Here is an 18537-nt window from a genome sequence, read left to right as displayed (position 1 = left end):
AAGGGCGAGGGCCCCCTCGGGGGGCAGCGAACGAATGTGAGCGTGGGGGTCCATGGTGCCTCGCGATCAGGCGGCCGCCTTGACCAGGGGCGTCTTGTGTTCGATCAGGTATTCGAACTCGTGACGGAAATGCTTGACCATGGCGCGCACCGGCATGGCCGCGGCGTCGCCGAGCGCGCAAATCGTGCGGCCCTGGATGTTGTCGGCCACCGAGTTCAGCAGGTCCAGGTCCTGGGGACGGCCCTGGCCGTGCATGATGCGGTCGATCACGCGCCACATCCAGCCCGTGCCCTCGCGGCAGGGCGTGCATTGGCCGCAGGACTCGTGCTGGTAGAAGTAGGACAGGCGCAGCAGGCTCTCGACCATGCAGCGCGAGTCGTCCATCACGATGACGGCGCCCGAGCCCAGCATGGAGCCGGCCTTGGCGATGGAGTCGTAGTCCATCGTGCAGCCCATGATGATGTCGGCCGGCAGCACCGGGGCCGAGGAGCCGCCGGGGATCACGGCCTTGAGCTGGCGGCCCTTGCGCACGCCGCCGGCGAGCTCGAGCAGCTTGGAGAACGGCGTGCCCAACGGGACCTCGTAGTTGCCGGGCAGCTCGACGTCGCCCGAGACCGAGAAGATCTTGGTGCCGCCGTTGTTGGGCTTGCCGCAGTTCAGGTAGGCCTGGCCGCCGTTGCGGATGATCCAGGGCACGGCCGCGAAGGTCTCGGTGTTGTTGATCGTGGTCGGCTTGCCGTACAGGCCGAAGCTGGCCGGGAACGGCGGCTTGAAGCGCGGCTGGCCCTTCTTGCCCTCGAGCGACTCGAGCAGCGCGGTCTCCTCGCCGCAGATGTAGGCGCCGAAGCCGTGGTGGGCGTGCAGCTGGAAGCTGAAGCCGCTGCCCAGGATGTCGTCGCCCAGCAGGCCGGCCGCCCTCGCCTCTTCCAGCGCCGCCTCGAAGCGCTCGTAGACCTGGAAGATCTCGCCGTGGATGTAGTTGTAGCCCACCGTGATGCCCATGGCGTAGGCCGCGATGGCCATGCCCTCGATCACGATGTGCGGGTTGAACATGAGGATGTCGCGGTCCTTGCAGGTCCCGGGCTCGCCCTCGTCCGAGTTGCAGACCAGGTACTTCTGGCCCGGGAACTGGCGCGGCATGAAGCTCCACTTGAGGCCGGTGGGGAAGCCCGCGCCGCCTCGGCCGCGCAGAGCCGACTCCTTGACGGTGGCGATGACCTGGTCCTGCGTGAGCCCCGCGTCGCCTGCGCCGTCCTTGCCGAGGATCTTGCGCAGCGCCTGGTAGCCGCCGCGCGCCTCGTAGTCCTTGAGGCGCCAGTTGCTGCCGTCGAGGTCCGTGTAGATCTGCGGGTTGATGTGACGGCCGTGGAAACAGGTCTGAACGCCCGTGGCCTGGAATTGCGAAAGCACTTGCTGGGCGTTCATCAGGGCTGCTCCGCTGAAGATTTGGAAGCGCCGCCAGCAGCGCGCAAGCCGTCGATCAGCTGGTCCAGCTTGTCGTTGCTCATGAAGCTGCACATGGTGCGGTCGTTGACCAGCATCACGGGCGAATCGGCGCAGGCGCCCAGGCACTCGCACTGCTGCAGCGTGAACAGGCCGTCCGGCGTGGTCTCGCCCATGGCGATGCCGAGCTTGCCTTCCAGGTGCTTGAGCGCCTTCTGGCCGTCGCGCAGCTGGCAAGGCAGGTTGGTGCAGACGTTGAGCTTGTACTTGCCCACCGGCTGCTGGTTGTACATGTTGTAGAAGGTGGTGACCTCGTGCACGGCCATCGGCGCCATGCCCAGGTACTCGGCGATGGCCTTCTCGCTTTCCGGACTCACATGGCCCAGCTCTTGCTGGACGATGGACAGGCAGGCCATGACGGCCGACTGCTTCTGCTCCGGGGGGTACTTCGCGACTTCCTTCGCGAAGCGCGCTTTGGTTGCTTCAGTGATCATCACTCGCTTACCTGTCAATCTCGCCGAACACGATGTCCATGGTGCCGATGATGGCCACCGCGTCCGCCAGCATGTGGCCGCGCGCCATCTCGTCCAGCGTGGCCAGGTGCGCGAAGCCGGGGGCGCGGATCTTCAGGCGGTAGGGCTTGTTGGCGCCGTCGCTCACCAGGTAGATGCCGAACTCGCCCTTGGGGTGCTCCACGGCCGCGTAGGCCTCGCCCTCGGGCACATGGAAGCCCTCGGTGAACAGCTTGAAATGGTGGATCAGCTCCTCCATGCTGGACTTCATGGATTCGCGGCTGGGCGGCGCCACCTTGTGGTTCTCGGTGATCACCGGGCCCGGGTTGGCGCGCAGCCAAGCCACGCACTGCTGGATGATGCGATTGGACTGGCGCATCTCCTCGACGCGCACCAGGTAGCGGTCGTAGCAGTCGCCGGTCTTGCCGACCGGGATGTCGAAGTCGACGCGGTCGTAGACGTCGTAGGGCTGCTTCTTGCGCAGGTCCCAGGCGATGCCGGAGCCGCGCAGCATGGGGCCGGTCATGCCGAGGCTGAGCGCGCGCTCGGGCGGCACCACGCCTATGCCCACGGTGCGCTGCTTCCAGATCCGGTTGTCGGTCAGCAGGGTCTCGTACTCGTCGACATAGCCGGGGAAGCGCTTGGTGAAATCGTCGATGAAGTCCAGCAGCGAGCCCTGGCGGTTCTCGTTCATCGCGGCCAGGGCCTTGGCGTTGCGGATCTTGCTGAACTGGTACTGCGGCATGCTGTCCGGCAGGTCGCGGTAGACGCCGCCCGGACGGAAGTAGGCCGCGTGCATGCGGGCACCCGACACGGCCTCGTAGATGTCGAACAGGTCCTCGCGCTCGCGGAAGGTGTAGATCAGGATGGTCGAGCTGCCGCAGTCGTTGCCGTGCGAGCCCAGCCACATCAGGTGGTTGAGCAGGCGCGTGATCTCGGAGAACATGACGCGGATGTACTGCGCGCGCAGTGGCACCTCCAGGCCCAGCAGCTTCTCGATGGCCAGGCAGTAGGCGTGCTCGTTGCACATCATGGACACGTAGTCCAGGCGGTCCATGTAGGGCAGCGACTGGATGTAGGTCTTGTGCTCGGCCAGCTTCTCGGTGGCGCGGTGCAGCAGGCCGATGTGCGGGTCGGCGCGCTGCACGACCTCGCCGTCGAGCTCGAGCACCAGGCGCAGCACGCCGTGCGCGGCCGGGTGCTGCGGGCCGAAGTTCAGGGTGTAGTTCTTGATTTCTGCCATGTCAGGACTCCCGCCGGGCCGCCCCAAGGGAGGCCTGCGCCCCCTCGGGGGGCAGCGAGTACACGTAGTGACGAGCGTGGGGGCTGTTCATTGCAGGCCTCCGTAGTTGTCCTCGCGGATGACGCGCGGCGTCACCTCGCGCGGCTCGATGGTCACCGGCTCGTAGACCACGCGGCGGCGCTCGGCGTCGTAGCGCATCTCCACATGGCCGGACAGCGGGAAGTCCTTGCGGAAGGGATGGCCGATGAAGCCGTAGTCGGTGAGGATGCGGCGCAGGTCGCTGTGGCCCTCGAACACGATGCCGTACAGGTCGAAGGCTTCGCGCTCGTACCAGTTGGCCGAGCTCCAGAGCTCGGCCACCGAATCCACCAGCGGCAGCTCGTCGTCGGGGCAGAACACCCTGACGCGCACGCGCTGGTTCAGGCTCACCGACAGCAGGTGCGAGACCACGCCGTAGCGCGCGCCCTCCCAGCGGCCGTCGCCATAGCTGGAGTAGTCGACGCCGCACAGGTCGATCAGCTGCTCGAAGCGGCAGCCGGCCGCGTCGCGCAGCTGGCGCATGGCGGCCAGGTAGTCGGCCGCGCCGACCACCACGGTCACCTCATCGAGCGCCACCGTGACCTCACGCGCCAGCGTCCCCAGGGTCGCGGCGATGCGCTCCCTGAGCGCCTCGGGATGAATGGCTACAACCGTCATGTTTTCCCCTCAGGCGCGCGCGATGGTGTTGGTGCGGCGAATCTTCTGCTGCAGCTGGATGATGCCGTACAGCAGGGCCTCGGCCGTGGGCGGACAGCCCGGCACGTAGACATCGACAGGCACGATGCGGTCGCAGCCACGCACTACCGAGTAGCTGTAGTGGTAGTAGCCGCCGCCGTTGGCGCAGGAGCCCATGGACAGCACCCAGCGCGGCTCGCTCATCTGGTCGTAGACCTTGCGCAGCGCCGGCGCCATCTTGTTGCACAGCGTGCCGGCGACGATCATCAGGTCGCTCTGGCGCGGGCTGGCGCGGAACACCTCGGCGCCGAAGCGGCCGAGGTCGTAGCGCGCGGCGGCCGCGTGCATCATCTCGACCGCGCAGCAGGCCAGACCGAAGGTCATGGGCCAGAGCGATCCGGTCTTGGCCCAATTCACCACCGAGTCGTAGCTGGTGGTGATGAAGCCTTCCTTCATCACGCCTTCAATCATCGTGTCGTTCCTTGTGCTAATGACCAGTGGCGACCGCCGCCCCCTCGGGGGGCAGCGCAGCACACGTGGTGGCAAGCGTGGGGGTCATCTTCATTCCCAGTCCAGGGCGCCCTTTTTCCATTCGTAGACGAAGCCCACGACGAGGATGGCCAGGAACATCGCCACGGCCACGAAGCCGGCCAAGCCCACTTCCTTGAGCGCGACGGCCCAGGGAAACAGGAAGGCGATTTCCAGGTCGAACAGGATGAAGAGAATGGCAACGAGGTAGTAGCGCACGTCGAACTTCATGCGCGCGTCCTCGAAGGCCTCGAAGCCGCACTCGTAGGGGGAGTTCTTCTCGGCGTCGGGACGATTGGGGCCGAGAAAGTAGCCGATGGCCTGCGGGACCACCCCCACAGCAATACCGACCAAGATGAACAAGAGGATGGGGAGGTATTGATCGAGGTTCATCTTGAGATTCTGATCACCGCATGAACCCCGAGGCGGGGCCCGGGCGGCTCACTTCTGTTTGGTGCCGTCGGCGAGACTCGAACTCGCACAGCTTTCGCCACTACCCCCTCAAGATAGCGTGTCTACCAATTTCACCACGACGGCGGTTTTGCAGTGCCCGGATGGCATGAGGCGCCTGTTACAGGCTATGGCTTTCCGGAACAGCTAGTAGTTTACCCTGAAAAATCCCTTTTCCCAACGTGGACAGGGATTTTTCCGCCCGCTCACTTGGCGGGGATCTGCGCCGCGCCGGAGGCCGGGACGAGCGGCGCCGCTGGCGCCGACGCGGCCGGGGCGCTGCCCGGAATCTGGGCTGCGGCTTCCGTGCTGGCGGCCGGCGCATTCACCGCCGCACCTTCGAGCACGCTGCCGGTGGACGCCGGACGCGCGTTGCCGAAGTAGGCCAGCAGCAGCGTGCAAGCGAAGAACACCGCGGCGAGCACCGCGGTGGTGCGCGACAGGAAGTTGGCACTGCCGGAGGCGCCGAACAGGCTGCCCGAGCTGCCGCTGCCGAAGGCCGCGCCCATGTCGGCGCCCTTGCCGTGCTGGATCAGGATCAGGCCTATCATGCCCAGCGCCGCGAGCATTTGCACGGCCAGGATGATGGTCAGGACGACATTCATTCGATACTCCTAAATTTATAGCATTTTCGCCGCGCGATCAGCGGGCGGCGGCCATGATGGCCAGGAAATCCGGGGCCTTGAGCGAGGCGCCGCCGATCAGGCCGCCGTCGATGTCGGGCTGGGCCAGCAGCTCGGCCGCGTTGGCCGCGTTCATGCTGCCGCCGTAGAGGATGTGGATGCGCCCGGCCTGGGCGCTGGCGGCCTGCAGCTGGGCGCGCAGCACGGCATGCACCTGTTGGGCCTGCTCGGGCGTGGCGGTCTTGCCGGTGCCGATGGCCCAGACCGGCTCGTAGGCCACGACGATCTCGCTGATGCAATGGCCGTTGGTGTGGATCACCGCGGCCAGCTGGCGCCTGACCACCGCCTCGGTCTGGCCCGCCTCGCGCTCGGCCAGGGTCTCGCCCACGCAGACGATGGGCGTGATGCCCGCCGCCAGCGCGCGCTGCGCCTTGAGGGTCACGACGGCATCGGTTTCGCCATGGTACTGGCGGCGCTCGGAATGGCCGACGAGGCAATAGCGCACGCCGAAGTCCTTCAGCATGGCGGCCGAGATTTCCCCGGTGTAGGCGCCCGACTCGTGCGCCGACAGATCCTGCGCGCCGAGCGCGAAGGCGGTCGAGTTGCCGAGCAGCCCGCGCACCTGGGCCAGGTAGGCGGCCGGCACGCAGAGCGCGGCCTCGCAGCCCGGCTCGCCCGCACCCGCCAGCAAGGCCCCGACCAGGGCCTCGTTGGCCGCCAGGCTGCCATTCATTTTCCAGTTACCGGCGATCAGCTTTCTCTTCATGCCGCATCCCATGTCAAAACGATCTTGCCCACATGCTGGTTGCTCTCCATCAGCGCATGGGCCCGGGCCGCCTCGGCGGCCTCGAACACGCTGTGGATCACCGGCTTGACGCACCCGGCCTCCAGCCAGGGCCAGGCGCTGGCCTTCAGGGCCCGGGCGATCGCGCCCTTGAAGGCCACGGGCCGCGGGCGCAGCGTGGAGCCGGTGATGGTCAGGCGCCGGCGCAGCACCAGGCCGGCGTTGAACTCGCTCTTGCTGCCGCCCTGCACCGCGATGATGACCAGGCGGCCGTCCTCGGCCAGGGCCTGGACCTCGCGCGCCACGTAGTCGCCGGCGACCATGTCGAGGATGACGTCGACGCCCTTGCCATCGGTCAGGCGCTTGGCCTCGGCCGCGAAATCGGCGGCGCGGTAGTTGATGGCGTGGTCCGCGCCCAGCGCCAGGCAGGCGGCGCACTTGTCGTCGCTGCCGGCCGTCACGATCACGGTCGCGCCGGCCGCCTTGGCCAGCTGGATGGCCGTCACGCCTATGCCGCTGGTGCCGCCCTGGATCAGCAGGCTCTCGCCGGCCTGCAGGCGGGCGCGCTCGAACACGTTGCTCCAGACCGTGAAGAAGGTCTCGGGCAGCGAGGCCGCCTCGACGTCGCTCAAGCCCTTTGGCACCGGCAGGCACTGGGCCACCGGGGCCACGCAGAGCTCGGCATAGCCGCCGCCCGCGACCAGGGCGCAGACGCGGTCACCGAGCTGGAAGCCGGCCTGGGCCAGCTCGGCGGCGTCGCCGCCGACGACCTCGCCGGCCACCTCCAGCCCCGGGATGTCCGAGGCGCCGGGCGGCACCGGGTAGTTGCCGGTGCGCTGCAGCACGTCGGGCCGGTTCACGCCGCTGGCGCGCACGCGGATCAGCAGTTCGCCCGCCCCCGGAACCGGATCCGGGCGCTCGGCCTGCCGCAGCACCTCGGGGGCGCCGTACTGGCTGATTTCGATGACTTTCATGCTTGCTCCAGGCGCGCCCCGGCCGCGCGGGCACGGGACGCGGTCAGGGTCACGGCTGCTGTTGCTGCTGCTGTGCCGCCTCGGCCGCCTGGGCCGAACGGTCGAGCAGGGCCTTCATGGACAGCTTGACGCGGCCCTTGTCGTCGGTCTCGAGCACCTTGACCTTGACGATCTGGCCTTCCTTCAGGTAGTCCGTGACCCTCTCCACGCGCTCGTGGGCGATCTGGCTGATATGCAGCAGGCCGTCCTTGCCGGGCAGCAGGTTGACCAGGGCGCCGAAGTCCAGGATCTTGGTGACCGGGCCTTCGTAGACCTTGCCGATCTCGACCTCGGCCGTGATCTGCTCGATGCGGCGCTTGGCCTCGTCGGCCTTGGCGCTGTCGGTCGAGGCGATGGTGATGGTGCCGTCCTCGTCGATGTTGATCTGGGTGCCGGTTTCCTCGGTCAGCGCGCGGATCACGGAGCCGCCCTTGCCGATCACGTCGCGGATCTTCTCGGGGTTGATCTTCATGGTGTAGAGCTTGGGCGCGAAGTTCGACACCTCGGCCTTGGCCTCGCCCATGGCTTCCTGCATCTTGCCCAGGATGTGCATGCGCGCCTCCTTGGCCTGGGCCAGGGCGACCTGCATGATCTCCTTGGTGATGCCCTGGATCTTGATGTCCATCTGCAGCGCGGTGATGCCGTTGGTCGTGCCTGCCACCTTGAAGTCCATGTCGCCCAGGTGGTCCTCGTCGCCCAGGATGTCGGTCAGCACGGCGAAGCGGTTGGCTTCCTTGATCAGGCCCATGGCGATGCCGGCCACATGGGCCTTCATCGGCACGCCGGCGTCCATCAGCGACAGGCAGCCGCCACAGACCGAGGCCATGGACGAGGAGCCGTTGGACTCGGTGATCTCGGACACCACGCGCATGGTGTAGGGGAACTCCTCCTTGCTCGGCAGCACGGCCACCAGGGCACGCTTGGCCAGGCGGCCGTGGCCGATCTCGCGGCGCTTGGTGCTGCCCATGCGGCCGACTTCACCGGTGGCGAAGGGAGGCATGTTGTAGTGCATCATGAAGCGGTCCTCGAACTCGCCGGCCAGCGCGTCGATGCGCTGGGCGTCGCGTTCGGTGCCCAGCGTGGCCACCACCAGCGCCTGGGTCTCGCCGCGCGTGAACAGCGCCGAGCCATGGGTGCGGGGCAGCACGCTGTTGCGGATCTCGATGGGGCGGACGGTGCGGGTGTCGCGTCCGTCGATGCGCGGCTCGCCGGCCAGGATCTGGCCGCGCACGATGCGGGCCTCGACGTCGAACAGCATGCCCTCGACCTTGACGCTGTCGAACTCGACACCGGCTTCCTTGAGGTCGGCCATGACCACGGCATAGGCTTCGCGGCAGGCGTGGGTGCGGGCCTGCTTGTTGCGGATCTGGTAGGCCGCGCGCAGCTTGTCCTCGGCCAGGGCGGTGACCCTGGCGATCAGCGGCTCGTCCTTGGCCGGGGCTTGCCACTGCCACACCGGCTTGCCGGCCTCGCGCACCAGCTCGTGGATGGCGTTGATGGCGATGTTGCCCTGCTCGTGGCCGAACACCACGGCGCCCAGCATGACCTCCTCGGGCAGTTGCCGGGCCTCGGACTCGACCATCAGCACGGCGGCTTCGGTGCCGGCGACGACCAGGTCCATCTGGCTGCTCTTGCGCGCGGTCTGGCCCGGGTTCAGCACGTACTCGCCGTTGATGTAGCCCACGCGCGCGGCACCGATCGGGCCGTTGAACGGAATGCCGGAGACGGCCAGGGCCGCGCTGGTGGCGATCATGGCGGCGATGTCGGCGTCAACCTCGGGGTTCAGCGACAGCGTGTGGATCACCACGTGCACTTCGTTGAAGAAGCCCTCGGGGAACAGCGGACGGATCGGGCGGTCGATCAGGCGGCTGGTCAGGGTCTCGAGCTCGCTGGGCTTGGCCTCGCGCTTGAAGAAGCTGCCGGGGATCTTGCCGGCGGCGTAGGTCTTCTCGATGTAGTCGACGGTCAGCGGGAAGAAGTCCTGGCCCGGCTTGGCGGACTTGGAGGCGACCACGGTGGCCAGCACCACGGTGTCGTCGATGTTCACCAGCACGGCGCCGGAGGCCTGGCGCGCGATCTCGCCGGTTTCCATGACGACGGTCTTGTCGCCCCACTGGAAGCTCTTGGTGACTTTGTTGAAGATGGACATGTCAACTCCTTTTCGTATAGCAGGTCATGCCCGACCTGTAAGGGCTGGAGCGCAATGCAGAACACGATGCCATTCCACCAGCGCGCCGACGCGGCGCGTTCGTGGAATGACACAGCTTCGCTCTGCCCTGCAGACTCCGGAAGAAACGAAGAAAAACAAAGAACAAAGCGCCTGGGCCAGCAAGCTGACGCAGGCGCTTTTCATGCGTGCAGGTTCTTACTTACGCAGGCCCAGCTTGGCAATCAACGCGACGTAGCGGTCGGCGTCCTTGGACTTGAGGTAGTCCAGCAGCTTGCGGCGGCGGCTGACCATGCGCAGCAGGCCGCGGCGGCCATGGTGGTCCTTGGCATGCGTCTTGAAGTGGGGGGTCAGCTCGTTGATGCGGGCGGTCAGCAGGGCGACCTGGACTTCGGGGCTGCCCGTGTCGCTGGCGCTGCGCGCATTGGCCTTGACGACCTCGGCCTTGACGGAGGATGCAATCATTTCGGTTTCCTTGAGTATGTTTTGACTTGCGCTGCCGGCTGGAAGGGCTGGCAGCGTGCGCCCTGCAAAATGCAAAGCCTGGGGATTATAACCCGAAGCGGTATTCAGCCGCGCCCCTGGGCCGCGAGCCAGCGCCGCAGCCGCGCCACGCCCAGGACCAGGCGCTGGCTGTCCCTGGAGGCGAAGCACCAGCGCAGCCAGCCCTGGGCCTCGGGCCCGAAGGCATTGCCGGGGGCCAGCCCCAGGCCGGCCTCGGCCACCAGCCGCTTGGCCAGCGCCAGCGAGTCGTCCCAACCCTCGAGCCGGAAGAAGGCGTACATGCCGCCGCGCGCCGGCGCCAGCTGCACGCCCGGCAGCTCGGCCAGCAGCGGCACCAGCAGGTCGCGGCAGGCCTTCAGGCGCGCCACCACGCCGGGCGTGACCTCGGCCTGGCGCTGCAGTGCCACCACGGCGGCGCGCTGGGTGAACACGCTGGCGCAGGAGGTGTTGAACTCGATCAGCTTGCCCATGGACTCGGTCAGGGCCGGCGGCATCACCAGCCAGCCCAGGCGCCAGCCCGTCATCAGAAAGCTCTTGGAGAAGCTGTGCACCACGACCAGGCGGTCGTCGGCGGCCGCACTGTCCAGGAACGAGGGCGCGCAAATGACGCCCCCCGAGGCGCCTTGCGCCTCCCCCCCAAGGGGGGCACCTGCCTTGGGGCGGCCCGGCGGCAGGCCGTTGGCCGTGTCGTCGCCGTAGTAAAGCCGCTCGTAGACCTCGTCGGCCAGGATCCAGGTACCGGTTCGGCGGCAATGCGACAGCAGGGCCTGCTGCTCGGCGCGCGTGAGCGTCCAGCCCGTGGGGTTGTTCGGCGAATTGACGATCAGCAGCTTGGTGGCCGGGGTGATGGCATCCAGCAGCGCGTCCAGGTCCAGCGCCCATTCGCCGCCGCGCGGCTGCAGCGGCACACAGCGCAGCTTGGCGCCCAGGATCAGGGGCTGGGCCGTGAGGTTGGGCCAGACCGGGGTCACGGCGACCACCTCGTCGCCCGGATCCACCAGGGCCTGGATGGCCAGCATCAGCGCGTTGACGCCGCCCGAGGTGATGGCGATGCGCTGCGGAGAGACCGCCCCGTGCAGCCCGCCCATGTAATCGGCCACGGCCTGGCGCAGCTCCGGCAGGCCCAGGTTGTGCGCATAGAAGGTCTCGCCGCGCTGCAGCGAATCGATCGCGGCCTGGCGGATGAACTCGGGCGTGACCTCGTCGCTCTCGCCGAACCAGAAGGCCAGCACGTCCTCGCGCCCCAGGCCGGCGTTGGCGACTTCACGGATCTTGGAGGCTTCGAGCTGCAGTATGGCTGGGCGCATGGCGAGGAAATGAAGACAAAGGGACGACGATCGTAGCGGAGCGCGCCTCGCTATGATGGCGCGACAACAGGAAACCCCAGGAGGACGCATGACCCGAATCGCCCCTTCCCACGCCGCCCTGGCGCTGGGCCTGGCCCTGCTGCTCGCAGGCCCCTGCAGCCAGGCTACCGAGCCGCAAGGGCGCAGCGTCAAGCAGCACACCGCCAAGCACAAGGTCGCCAAGCCCCGCTTCGAGACCGGCTCGGGCGAGACGGTGAGCGAGCGCGAGCGCCGCCTGTACCGCGAATGCCGGGGCCGGCCCAACGCAGGCGCCTGCGAAGGTTTCGCGCGCTGAGGCCTGCGCCGCTTAGCCCGGGCGCAGCATGCGGCAGCTGGTCGGCAGCTCGGCCTGGGTCGCGGCTATCTGGCGCACCACGCGAAAGCCGTAGCCCGAGCCCTCGACGTCGAACTTGACGCCCGGCGCGCCCTGGCGCTCCATCACGCCGACCACCAGCGGCTGCTGGAACTGGTGGTCGGCCGCTCGCATCTGCCCGGACTGGCCGTACAGGCTCACGCTCACCCGCGCCAGCCGCTCGGCCACCGCCACGGCCTCGCTCGACCCGGCCTGCGCCATGGCCTGTGCCAGCGCCTCGACCATGAGCTGCATGCGCAGGTGCAGGTAGTCGTCGGCTGGCCTGGGAAAGCGCTGGCGAAAGGCCTGGTAGAAGGCCTCGTTCTGCGCGCCGGGCAGGTTGGGCAGCCACTCGGCCACCGCCACCACGCGGCCTATGCCGGCGTCGCCGATCGCGGCCGGCGCGCCCAGCGCGTTGCCGTAGAAGGTGTAGAAGCGCCCTTCGAACCCGACCTCGCGTGCGGCCTTGACCAGCAGCGTGAGGTCGTTGCCCCAGTTGCCGGTGATCACGGCCTGTGCGCCGCTGGCCTTGATCTTGGCAGCATAGGGCAGGAAATCCTTGATCCGGCCGACCGGGTGCAATTCGTCGCCGACGATCTGCATGTCCGGGCGCTGGGCCGCCAGCTGCCGCCTGGCCTCGCGTAGCACGGCCTGGCCGAAGCTGTAGTCCTGGCCGATCAGGTAGGCCGAGGACACGGCCTTGTCGTCCTTGATCACCTGCATCAGCGCCGCCATGCGCATGTCGGCATGGGCGTCGAAGCGGAAATGCCAGAAGCTGCATTTCTCGTTGGTCAGGGCCGGGTCCACCGCCGCGTAGTTGAGGAACAGCACGCGCTGCCCGGGGGCGCGCTCGTTGTGCTTGTTGATCGCGTCCAGCAGGGCCGCCGCGGTGGCAGACGAGTTGCCCTGCAGCACGAAGGACGCGCCGTCGTCGAGGGCCGAGCGCAGCGCCGACAGCGCCTCCTCGTTCTGGCCCTTGCTGTCGTAGCGCAGCAGCGCCAGCGGCCGCGGCCCCGCCGCCGTGCGCACGCCGCCGCGCGCGTTCACGCGCTCCACCGCCCACAGCAGGTTGCGGTAAACGGCCTCGCCGGTGTTGGCGAAGGCCCCGCTCAGGCTCTCGATCAGGGCCAGCTTGACGGGGGCCTGGGCCGTCGCCTGGGCCCGCAGCGCCAGGGGTGCGAACAACGAGCTCAGGGCCAGGGCGGTCGATTTCAAGACCCGGCGACGATCATTTTTCATGCAACAAGCTTCTCTTGAAAAAGCGGCGTGGCGCGCACAGATGGGGCCATGCGGTGCTCATGGTGGAGCGCCGCGCAGTGTAAGCGCTGGCCGGCCCCGGCCCGCCTCATGAATCGACAAGGAGCTTTGACATGTTTTTCGGACCCGTCGTTCGCACCCGCACCGTCCCGCCCGCCTACCGTTCTTTCGACCGCAGCTTCGAGCGCTTGGTCAACGACGCCTGGAGGGACAGCACCCAGCGCGGGCTCGACCTGGCGCAGGACGACAAGGCCTGGACCCTGTCGCTGGACCTGCCCGGCCTGGCCAAGGAAGAGCTGAACATAGGCATCGAGGGCGCCGTGGTGCGCATCGCGAGCAAGCCCGAGGCCCGGCGCCAGGTGCGCGCCGCCTACGAGCTGCCGCAGGACATCGACGCCGGCGCGAGCAGCGCCAAGCTCGAGAACGGGGTGCTGACCCTGACCCTGGCCAAGCAGCCGCCTATGGCCAAGGCCACGCAGCTCACGGTGAACTGAGGCTTCTTCCGGCCACCAACGCGTCCAGCGGCCAGCGCGGCTGGACGTCGAAGGCATAGGCGCGGCGGGCCTGCTGGACACCCGCCTGCAGGCGCATGGCCGCGGCCATCGCGATCATCGCGCCGTTGTCGGTGCACAGCGAGAGTTCGGGGTAGTGCACGCGCACGCCGCGCCGGGCGCAGGCCGCGTCGAGCTGCTGGCGCAGCTCGCGATTGGCCCCCACGCCGCCGGCCACCACCAGGCGCCTGAGCCCACTCTCTTGAAGGGCGGCCAGCGACTTCTTCACGAGCACATCGACGATCGCGGCCTGGGTGGACGCCGCGAGGTCGGCCTTGCGCGCCTCGAGCGCATCGCCGAGCTTGCGCGCCTGTGTCATCACCGCGGTCTTCAGCCCGGCAAAGGAGAAATCCAGGTCGCCGCTGTGCAGCAGCGGGCGCGGCAGCTTGAACGCCGCCGGGTCGCCCTGCTCGGCCAGCCGCGACAGCGCAGGCCCGCCGGGGTAGCCCAGGCCCAGCAGCTTGGCCGACTTGTCGAAGGCCTCGCCGGCCGCATCGTCTATGGTCTCGCCCAGCAGCTGGTAGCGGCCCACGCCGTCCACGCGCATCAGCTGCGTGTGGCCGCCCGAGACCAGCAGCGCGACGAAGGGGAACTCGGGCGGGTCGGCGCTCAGGAAGGGCGAGAGCAGATGGCCCTCGAGGTGGTGCACGCCGAGCACCGGCTTGTCCAGCGCCGCTCCCAGGGCGCAGGCCACGCCCGCGCCGACCAGCAGCGCGCCGGCCAAGCCGGGACCGCGCGTGTAGGCCACCACGTCCAGATCCGGCAAGCCGCGGCCCGCCTCGGCCAGCACCTGCTCGGTCAGCGGCAGCACGCGGCGGATATGGTCGCGGCTGGCCAGCTCGGGCACCACGCCGCCGTAGGCCTGGTGCATCTGGATCTGGCTGTGCAGCGCATGGGCGCGCAGCGCCGGCACGCCGGCGCCGGCTGCCTCGACCAGCGCCACACCGGTTTCGTCGCAGGAGGATTCGATGCCCAAAATCAACATAGGGAGGCGAGTTTAGCGCCGCAGGGCCATGGGTCTGGCGTGATTCTTGCATCTCCCTGCACATGAACGAGGCGCTCAGAATCATCGTCGTGGCTCCCGAGCTGGCCGTCGCCGACCCCAGCGACGCGGCGGCGCTGGCGCAGGCCGAGCGCTCGCGTTCGCTGCGCATCGCCCTGCTCGAGAACGGCTACAACCTGATCGCCGTCCTGCCCTCGGACGCCTTTCTGCCGCAGCGCATCGCCCAGCTGCAGCCCGACATGGTGATCGTGGACGCCGAGAGCGAGGCGCGCGACACGCTGGAGCATGTGGTGATGGCCACGCGCGACGCCAGGCGCCCCATCGTGATGTTCACCAACGACAGCGACACCCGCCATGTCAAGGACGCGGTGGCGGCCGGCGTCTCGGCCTACGTCGTCGCCGGCCTGGCGCCCGAGCGCATACGCCCCATCCTGGATGTGGCGATGGCACGCTTCCAGCACGAGCAGGCGCTGCGCGCCGAGCTGGCCGAGGCCCGCACCGAGCTGCAGGACCGCAAGCTGATCGACCGCGCCAAGGGCCTGCTGATGCAGCGCCAGGGCCTGAGCGAGCAGGCCGCCTACGACAAGCTGCGCAGGACCGCCATGGACAAGAACCTCAAGCTGGCCGAGGTGGCCCAGCGCATCCTGGACGTGGCCGACCTGCTCGGTTGAGCCCCCGCCCTGGTGCAGCGCACAACGAAGGTGCGCAGCCCCTGGCCCCAGCCCCCAAGCCCGTGCATCCCTGGCCTGCAGGTGATTCTGCGCTGCGCAGGCCCTGGCAAAACGAGCCCAAAGAAGCTGGCACGGCCCTTGCTTTAAACCCTGCAAGACCAAAGATGGTCGTTTGAGCAGCCCGGTCCAACGGCGGACCAGGCCACTCACCCCGGACAAAGGCGTCCCCACCCGCGCACGGCCCTGCAGCCTGCAGACCGCGCGCACGGTGAGGACGCCTTTTTGTTTTTTCTGCCTAGCCCTTTGGAGTGATGCATGACCGACTTTCTCAAGACCAGCCTGAGCCGCCGCACCGTGCTGCAGACCGCCGCCGTAGGCGCCGTGGGCCTGAACCCCGCCTTGCGCGCCGCCGTCTACGCCCAGGGCTCGGACGCCCCCGAGAAGAAGGAGGTCAAGATCGGCTTCATCCCGCTGACCGACTGTGCCAGCGTGGTCATGGCCTCGGTGCTGGGCTTTGATCAGAAGTACGGCGTCAAGATCATCCCGACCAAGGAGGCCAGCTGGGCCGGCGTGCGCGACAAGCTGGTCAACGGCGAGCTCGACTTCGCCCATGTGCTGTACGGCCTGGTCTACGGCGTGCACCTGGGCACGGCAGGCCCAAAGAAGGACATGGCGGTGCTGATGGCTCTGAACAACAACGGCCAGGCCATCACCTTGTCCAAGACGCTGGCCGACAAGGGCGCAGTCGACGGCCCTTCGCTGGCCAGTCTGATGGCCAAGGAAAAGCGCGAATACACCTTCGCCGGCACCTTTCCCACCGGCACGCACGCGATGTGGATGCACTATTGGCTGGCCGCTGCGGGCATCAACCCGGTCGCTGGCGCCAAGCTGATCACCGTACCGCCGCCGCAGATGGTGGCCAACATGCGCGTGGGCAACATGGACGGCTTCTGCGTGGGCGAGCCCTGGAACCACCGCGCCATCATGGACGGCATCGGGATCACGGCCAACACAACCCAGGACATATGGAAGGACCATCCCGAGAAGGTGCTGGGCACCACCGGCGAGTTCGTCAAGAAGTATCCGAACACCACGCGCGCCGTGATGATGGCCGTGCTCGAGGCCAGCAGGTGGATCGACGCCGGCCTGCAAAACAAGATGAAGATGGCCGAGACCGTCGCCCAGAAGGCGTACATCAACACCGGCGTCGACGCGATCAACCAGCGCATCCTGGGCCGCTACCAGAACGGCATGGGCAAGACCTGGGACGACCCCAACCACATGAAGTTCTTCAACGACGGCGCAGTCAACTTCCCCTACCTGTCCGACGGCATGTGGTTCCTGACCCAGCACAAGCGCTGGGGCCTGCTCAAGGACCACCCCGACTACCTGGCCGTGGCCAAGCAGATCAACCAGGTCGACCTGTACAAGTCCGTCGCCAGCGCCATGAAGATCAGCGTGCCCAAGGACCCGATGCGCACCAGCAAGCTGATCGACGGCGTGGTCTGGGACGGCAAGGATCCCAGGAAGTACGCCGACGGTTTCAAGATCAAGGCCTGAGGCCGCATTCAGCAAGGAGCACCCCATGGTCAGTGCCGTTTTCCACTCCCCCCTCGCGATGCCGGGCAGCGCGCCGGCCGCCGCCGCGGCGCGGCCCGCCGCGCCTCAGCCGGTCGCGCCCGCGGCCTCGGCCGCCAACGAGCCCGTGAAGCCGGACCAGGCCCAGCCCGCGCGCCCCGGCTTCGACTGGCGCGGCCTCTGGCTCAGGGTGCTGCCGCCGCTGCTCGGCCTGGGCTTTCTGATCGGCCTCTGGGCCCTGGTGTCGGTCACCACCGGCGCCAGCATCCCCGGCCCGGCCGAGACCTGGCAGCAGGCGGTCGAGGTGTTCAGCGACCCCTTCTACCGCAAGGGCCCGAACGACCAGGGCGTGGGCTGGAACGTGCTGTCCTCGCTGCAGCGCGTGGCCCTGGGCTTCGGCCTGGCCGCCGTGGTCGGCATCCCGGTAGGCTTCATGATCGGGCGCTTCGGCTTCCTCGCGCGCATGTTCAACCCGCTGATCAGCCTGCTGCGCCCGGTCTCGCCGCTGGCCTGGCTGCCGATCGGCCTGCTGGTGTTCAAGGGCGCCAACCCGGCCGCGATCTGGACCATCTTCATCTGCTCGATCTGGCCCATGATCATCAACACCGCCGTGGGCGTGCAGCGCGTGCCCAGCGACTACATGAACGTGGCGCGCGTGCTCAACCTGTCCGAGTGGAAGATCGTCACCAAGATCCTGTTCCCCGCGGTGCTGCCCTACATGCTGACCGGCGTGCGCCTGGCCGTGGGCACGGCCTGGCTGGTGATCGTCGCCGCCGAGATGCTGACCGGAGGCGTGGGCATAGGCTTCTGGGTCTGGGACGAGTGGAACAACCTCAACGTCAAGAACATCATCATCGCGATCTTCGTGATCGGCATCGTCGGCCTGGTGCTCGAGTTCGCCCTGATCAAGCTCGCCACCGCCTTTACCTTCGAAGAGGTGAAATCATGAATGCAGCCGCCAACCCCAAGTTCATCGAGATCCAGGGCGTCGCCCAGACCTTCCCCACCAAGAAGGGCCCCTTCCCCGCGCTGCGCGACATCGATCTGCGCATCGCCCAGGGCGAGTTCGTCGCGCTGATCGGCCACTCGGGCTGCGGCAAGTCCACGCTGCTGAACCTGATCGCCGGCCTGACCCTGCCCACGGAGGGCGTGCTGCTGTGCGCCAACCGCGAGATCGCCGGCCCCGGCCCCGAGCGCGCCGTGGTGTTCCAGAACCACTCGCTGCTGCCCTGGCTGACCTGCTTCGACAACGTCTACCTGGCCGTCGAGCGGGTGTTCGGCGCCACGGAAAACAAGGCCCAGCTCAAGGCCCGCACCGAGGCCGCGCTGGCCCTGGTCGGCCTCACGCACGCGGCGCAAAAGCGCCCCGGCGAGATCTCGGGCGGCATGAAGCAGCGCGTGGGCATCGCGCGCGCCCTGTCCATGGAACCCAAGGTGCTGCTGATGGACGAGCCCTTCGGCGCGCTGGACGCACTGACCCGCGCCCGGCTGCAGGACGAGCTGATGGCCATCGTCGCCAAGACGCGCAGCACCGTGGTCATGGTGACGCACGACGTGGACGAGGCCGTGCTGCTGGCAGACAAGATCGTGATGATGACCAACGGCCCCGCCGCGACCATCGGCGAGGTGCTCGCGGTCGAGCTGCCGCGCCCGCGCGACCGCGTGGCCCTGGCCGAGGACGCCGACTACCAGCGCTACCGCAAGGCGGTGATCGACTTCCTCTACACGCGCCAGGCCCATGTGGAGCGGCTCGCCGCCTGAGGCCCGCACCGCACGCTGATCGCCGGTAAGCCCCATG

At 68.2% G+C, this 18537-nt stretch carries 20 protein-coding genes and 1 tRNA gene; 6 read left to right on the top strand and 15 right to left on the bottom strand.

What is annotated here, in order from left to right; all coding sequences use genetic code 11:
- Positions 1-66: 66 nt before the first annotated feature.
- The 13 genes from nuoF to FFS10_RS18670 all read right to left on the bottom strand — a co-directional run bounded on the left by nuoF (position 67) and on the right by FFS10_RS18670 (position 11288).
- Positions 67-1425, bottom strand: a complete 1359-nt coding sequence (gene nuoF / locus FFS10_RS18730; protein WP_502702891.1) for an NADH-quinone oxidoreductase subunit NuoF — start codon at positions 1423-1425, stop codon at positions 67-69.
- The gene (gene nuoE / locus FFS10_RS18725) at positions 1425-1937 is read right to left on the bottom strand and encodes an NADH-quinone oxidoreductase subunit NuoE (RefSeq protein ID WP_137895995.1); all 513 of its coding nucleotides are present in this window, start codon (positions 1935-1937) and stop codon (positions 1425-1427) included. The genes nuoF and nuoE overlap by 1 nt, the downstream gene beginning before the upstream one ends.
- Before the next feature lie 7 nt (positions 1938-1944).
- Complete coding sequence (locus FFS10_RS18720; protein ID WP_137895994.1) at positions 1945-3198, bottom strand: NADH-quinone oxidoreductase subunit D; 1254 nt, start codon at positions 3196-3198, stop codon at positions 1945-1947.
- Positions 3199-3285: 87 nt separating this feature from the next.
- The gene (locus FFS10_RS18715; RefSeq protein ID WP_137895993.1) at positions 3286-3894 is read right to left on the bottom strand and encodes an NADH-quinone oxidoreductase subunit C; all 609 of its coding nucleotides are present in this window, start codon (positions 3892-3894) and stop codon (positions 3286-3288) included.
- Positions 3895-3903: 9 nt separating this feature from the next.
- Positions 3904-4383: a NuoB/complex I 20 kDa subunit family protein gene (locus FFS10_RS18710; protein ID WP_137895992.1), complete on the bottom strand. Its 480-nt coding sequence runs from the start codon at positions 4381-4383 to the stop codon at positions 3904-3906.
- A 90-nt stretch (positions 4384-4473) separates the two neighbouring features.
- Entirely contained in the window at positions 4474-4833 is a 360-nt protein-coding gene (locus tag FFS10_RS18705; protein ID WP_137895991.1) for an NADH-quinone oxidoreductase subunit A, read from the bottom strand.
- Between the two features lie 59 nt (positions 4834-4892).
- Positions 4893-4977, bottom strand: a tRNA-Leu gene (locus FFS10_RS18700).
- A gap of 119 nt (positions 4978-5096) precedes the next feature.
- Entirely contained in the window at positions 5097-5495 is a 399-nt protein-coding gene (gene secG, locus FFS10_RS18695) for a preprotein translocase subunit SecG (RefSeq protein WP_137895990.1), read from the bottom strand.
- Between the two features lie 37 nt (positions 5496-5532).
- Complete coding sequence (gene tpiA, locus FFS10_RS18690; protein WP_137895989.1) at positions 5533-6279, bottom strand: triose-phosphate isomerase; 747 nt, start codon at positions 6277-6279, stop codon at positions 5533-5535.
- A complete protein-coding gene (locus FFS10_RS18685) occupies positions 6276-7271 on the bottom strand; it encodes an NAD(P)H-quinone oxidoreductase (protein ID WP_137895988.1) in 996 nt (331 codons plus the stop codon). Before FFS10_RS18685 ends, tpiA begins: the two co-directional genes overlap by 4 nt.
- 49 nt (positions 7272-7320) lie before the next feature.
- Positions 7321-9459, bottom strand: coding sequence for a polyribonucleotide nucleotidyltransferase (gene pnp, locus FFS10_RS18680; RefSeq protein WP_137895987.1), 2139 nt, complete (start codon positions 9457-9459; stop codon positions 7321-7323).
- 216 nt (positions 9460-9675) lie between these two features.
- A complete protein-coding gene (rpsO, locus tag FFS10_RS18675) occupies positions 9676-9942 on the bottom strand; it encodes a 30S ribosomal protein S15 (RefSeq protein WP_137895986.1) in 267 nt (88 codons plus the stop codon).
- Between the two features lie 104 nt (positions 9943-10046).
- Positions 10047-11288 carry a pyridoxal phosphate-dependent aminotransferase gene (locus tag FFS10_RS18670; RefSeq protein ID WP_137895985.1) on the bottom strand — a complete coding sequence of 414 codons (1242 nt, stop codon included), beginning with the start codon at positions 11286-11288 and terminating at the stop codon, positions 10047-10049.
- An 88-nt stretch (positions 11289-11376) separates the two neighbouring features.
- Between FFS10_RS18670 and FFS10_RS18665 the strand changes: the two genes are divergently transcribed.
- Complete coding sequence (locus tag FFS10_RS18665; RefSeq protein ID WP_137895984.1) at positions 11377-11622, top strand: hypothetical protein; 246 nt, start codon at positions 11377-11379, stop codon at positions 11620-11622.
- Positions 11623-11634: 12 nt separating this feature from the next.
- Here the strand turns inward: FFS10_RS18665 and FFS10_RS18660 are convergent, their stop codons facing one another.
- Positions 11635-12918 (bottom strand): branched-chain amino acid ABC transporter substrate-binding protein, encoded by a 1284-nt coding sequence (locus tag FFS10_RS18660; protein WP_137895983.1) that lies wholly within the window; start codon positions 12916-12918, stop codon positions 11635-11637.
- Between the two features lie 131 nt (positions 12919-13049).
- Here FFS10_RS18660 and FFS10_RS18655 point away from each other — a divergent pair, with 131 nt between their 5' ends.
- Complete coding sequence (locus FFS10_RS18655) at positions 13050-13430, top strand: Hsp20/alpha crystallin family protein (RefSeq protein ID WP_137895982.1); 381 nt, start codon at positions 13050-13052, stop codon at positions 13428-13430.
- Here the strand turns inward: FFS10_RS18655 and tsaD are convergent.
- A complete protein-coding gene (gene tsaD / locus FFS10_RS18650) occupies positions 13417-14472 on the bottom strand; it encodes a tRNA (adenosine(37)-N6)-threonylcarbamoyltransferase complex transferase subunit TsaD (protein ID WP_137895981.1) in 1056 nt (351 codons plus the stop codon). The genes FFS10_RS18655 and tsaD overlap by 14 nt on opposite strands.
- Before the next feature lie 62 nt (positions 14473-14534).
- On the opposite strand from tsaD, the gene FFS10_RS18645 reads away from it, so the two are divergent.
- The 4 genes from FFS10_RS18645 (at position 14535) to FFS10_RS18630 (ending at position 18500) form a co-directional block, all read left to right on the top strand.
- Positions 14535-15161 (top strand): ANTAR domain-containing response regulator, encoded by a 627-nt coding sequence (locus FFS10_RS18645; protein ID WP_137895980.1) that lies wholly within the window; start codon positions 14535-14537, stop codon positions 15159-15161.
- A 315-nt stretch (positions 15162-15476) separates the two neighbouring features.
- Positions 15477-16721 (top strand): CmpA/NrtA family ABC transporter substrate-binding protein, encoded by a 1245-nt coding sequence (locus tag FFS10_RS18640; protein WP_137895979.1) that lies wholly within the window; start codon positions 15477-15479, stop codon positions 16719-16721.
- A 25-nt stretch (positions 16722-16746) separates the two neighbouring features.
- Positions 16747-17688 (top strand): nitrate ABC transporter permease, encoded by a 942-nt coding sequence (ntrB, locus tag FFS10_RS18635; RefSeq protein WP_137895978.1) that lies wholly within the window; start codon positions 16747-16749, stop codon positions 17686-17688.
- Positions 17685-18500, top strand: a complete 816-nt coding sequence (locus tag FFS10_RS18630) for an ABC transporter ATP-binding protein (protein WP_137895977.1) — start codon at positions 17685-17687, stop codon at positions 18498-18500. The genes ntrB and FFS10_RS18630 overlap by 4 nt, the downstream gene beginning before the upstream one ends.
- Positions 18501-18537: the final 37 nt, after the last annotated feature.

Source organism: Ramlibacter sp. 2FC, from assembly GCF_005503345.1.
GTDB lineage: Bacteria > Pseudomonadota > Gammaproteobacteria > Burkholderiales > Burkholderiaceae_C > SCMQ01.
Note: the sequence above shows the minus strand (reverse complement) of the source record. Positions and strands in the feature narration are given on the sequence as shown.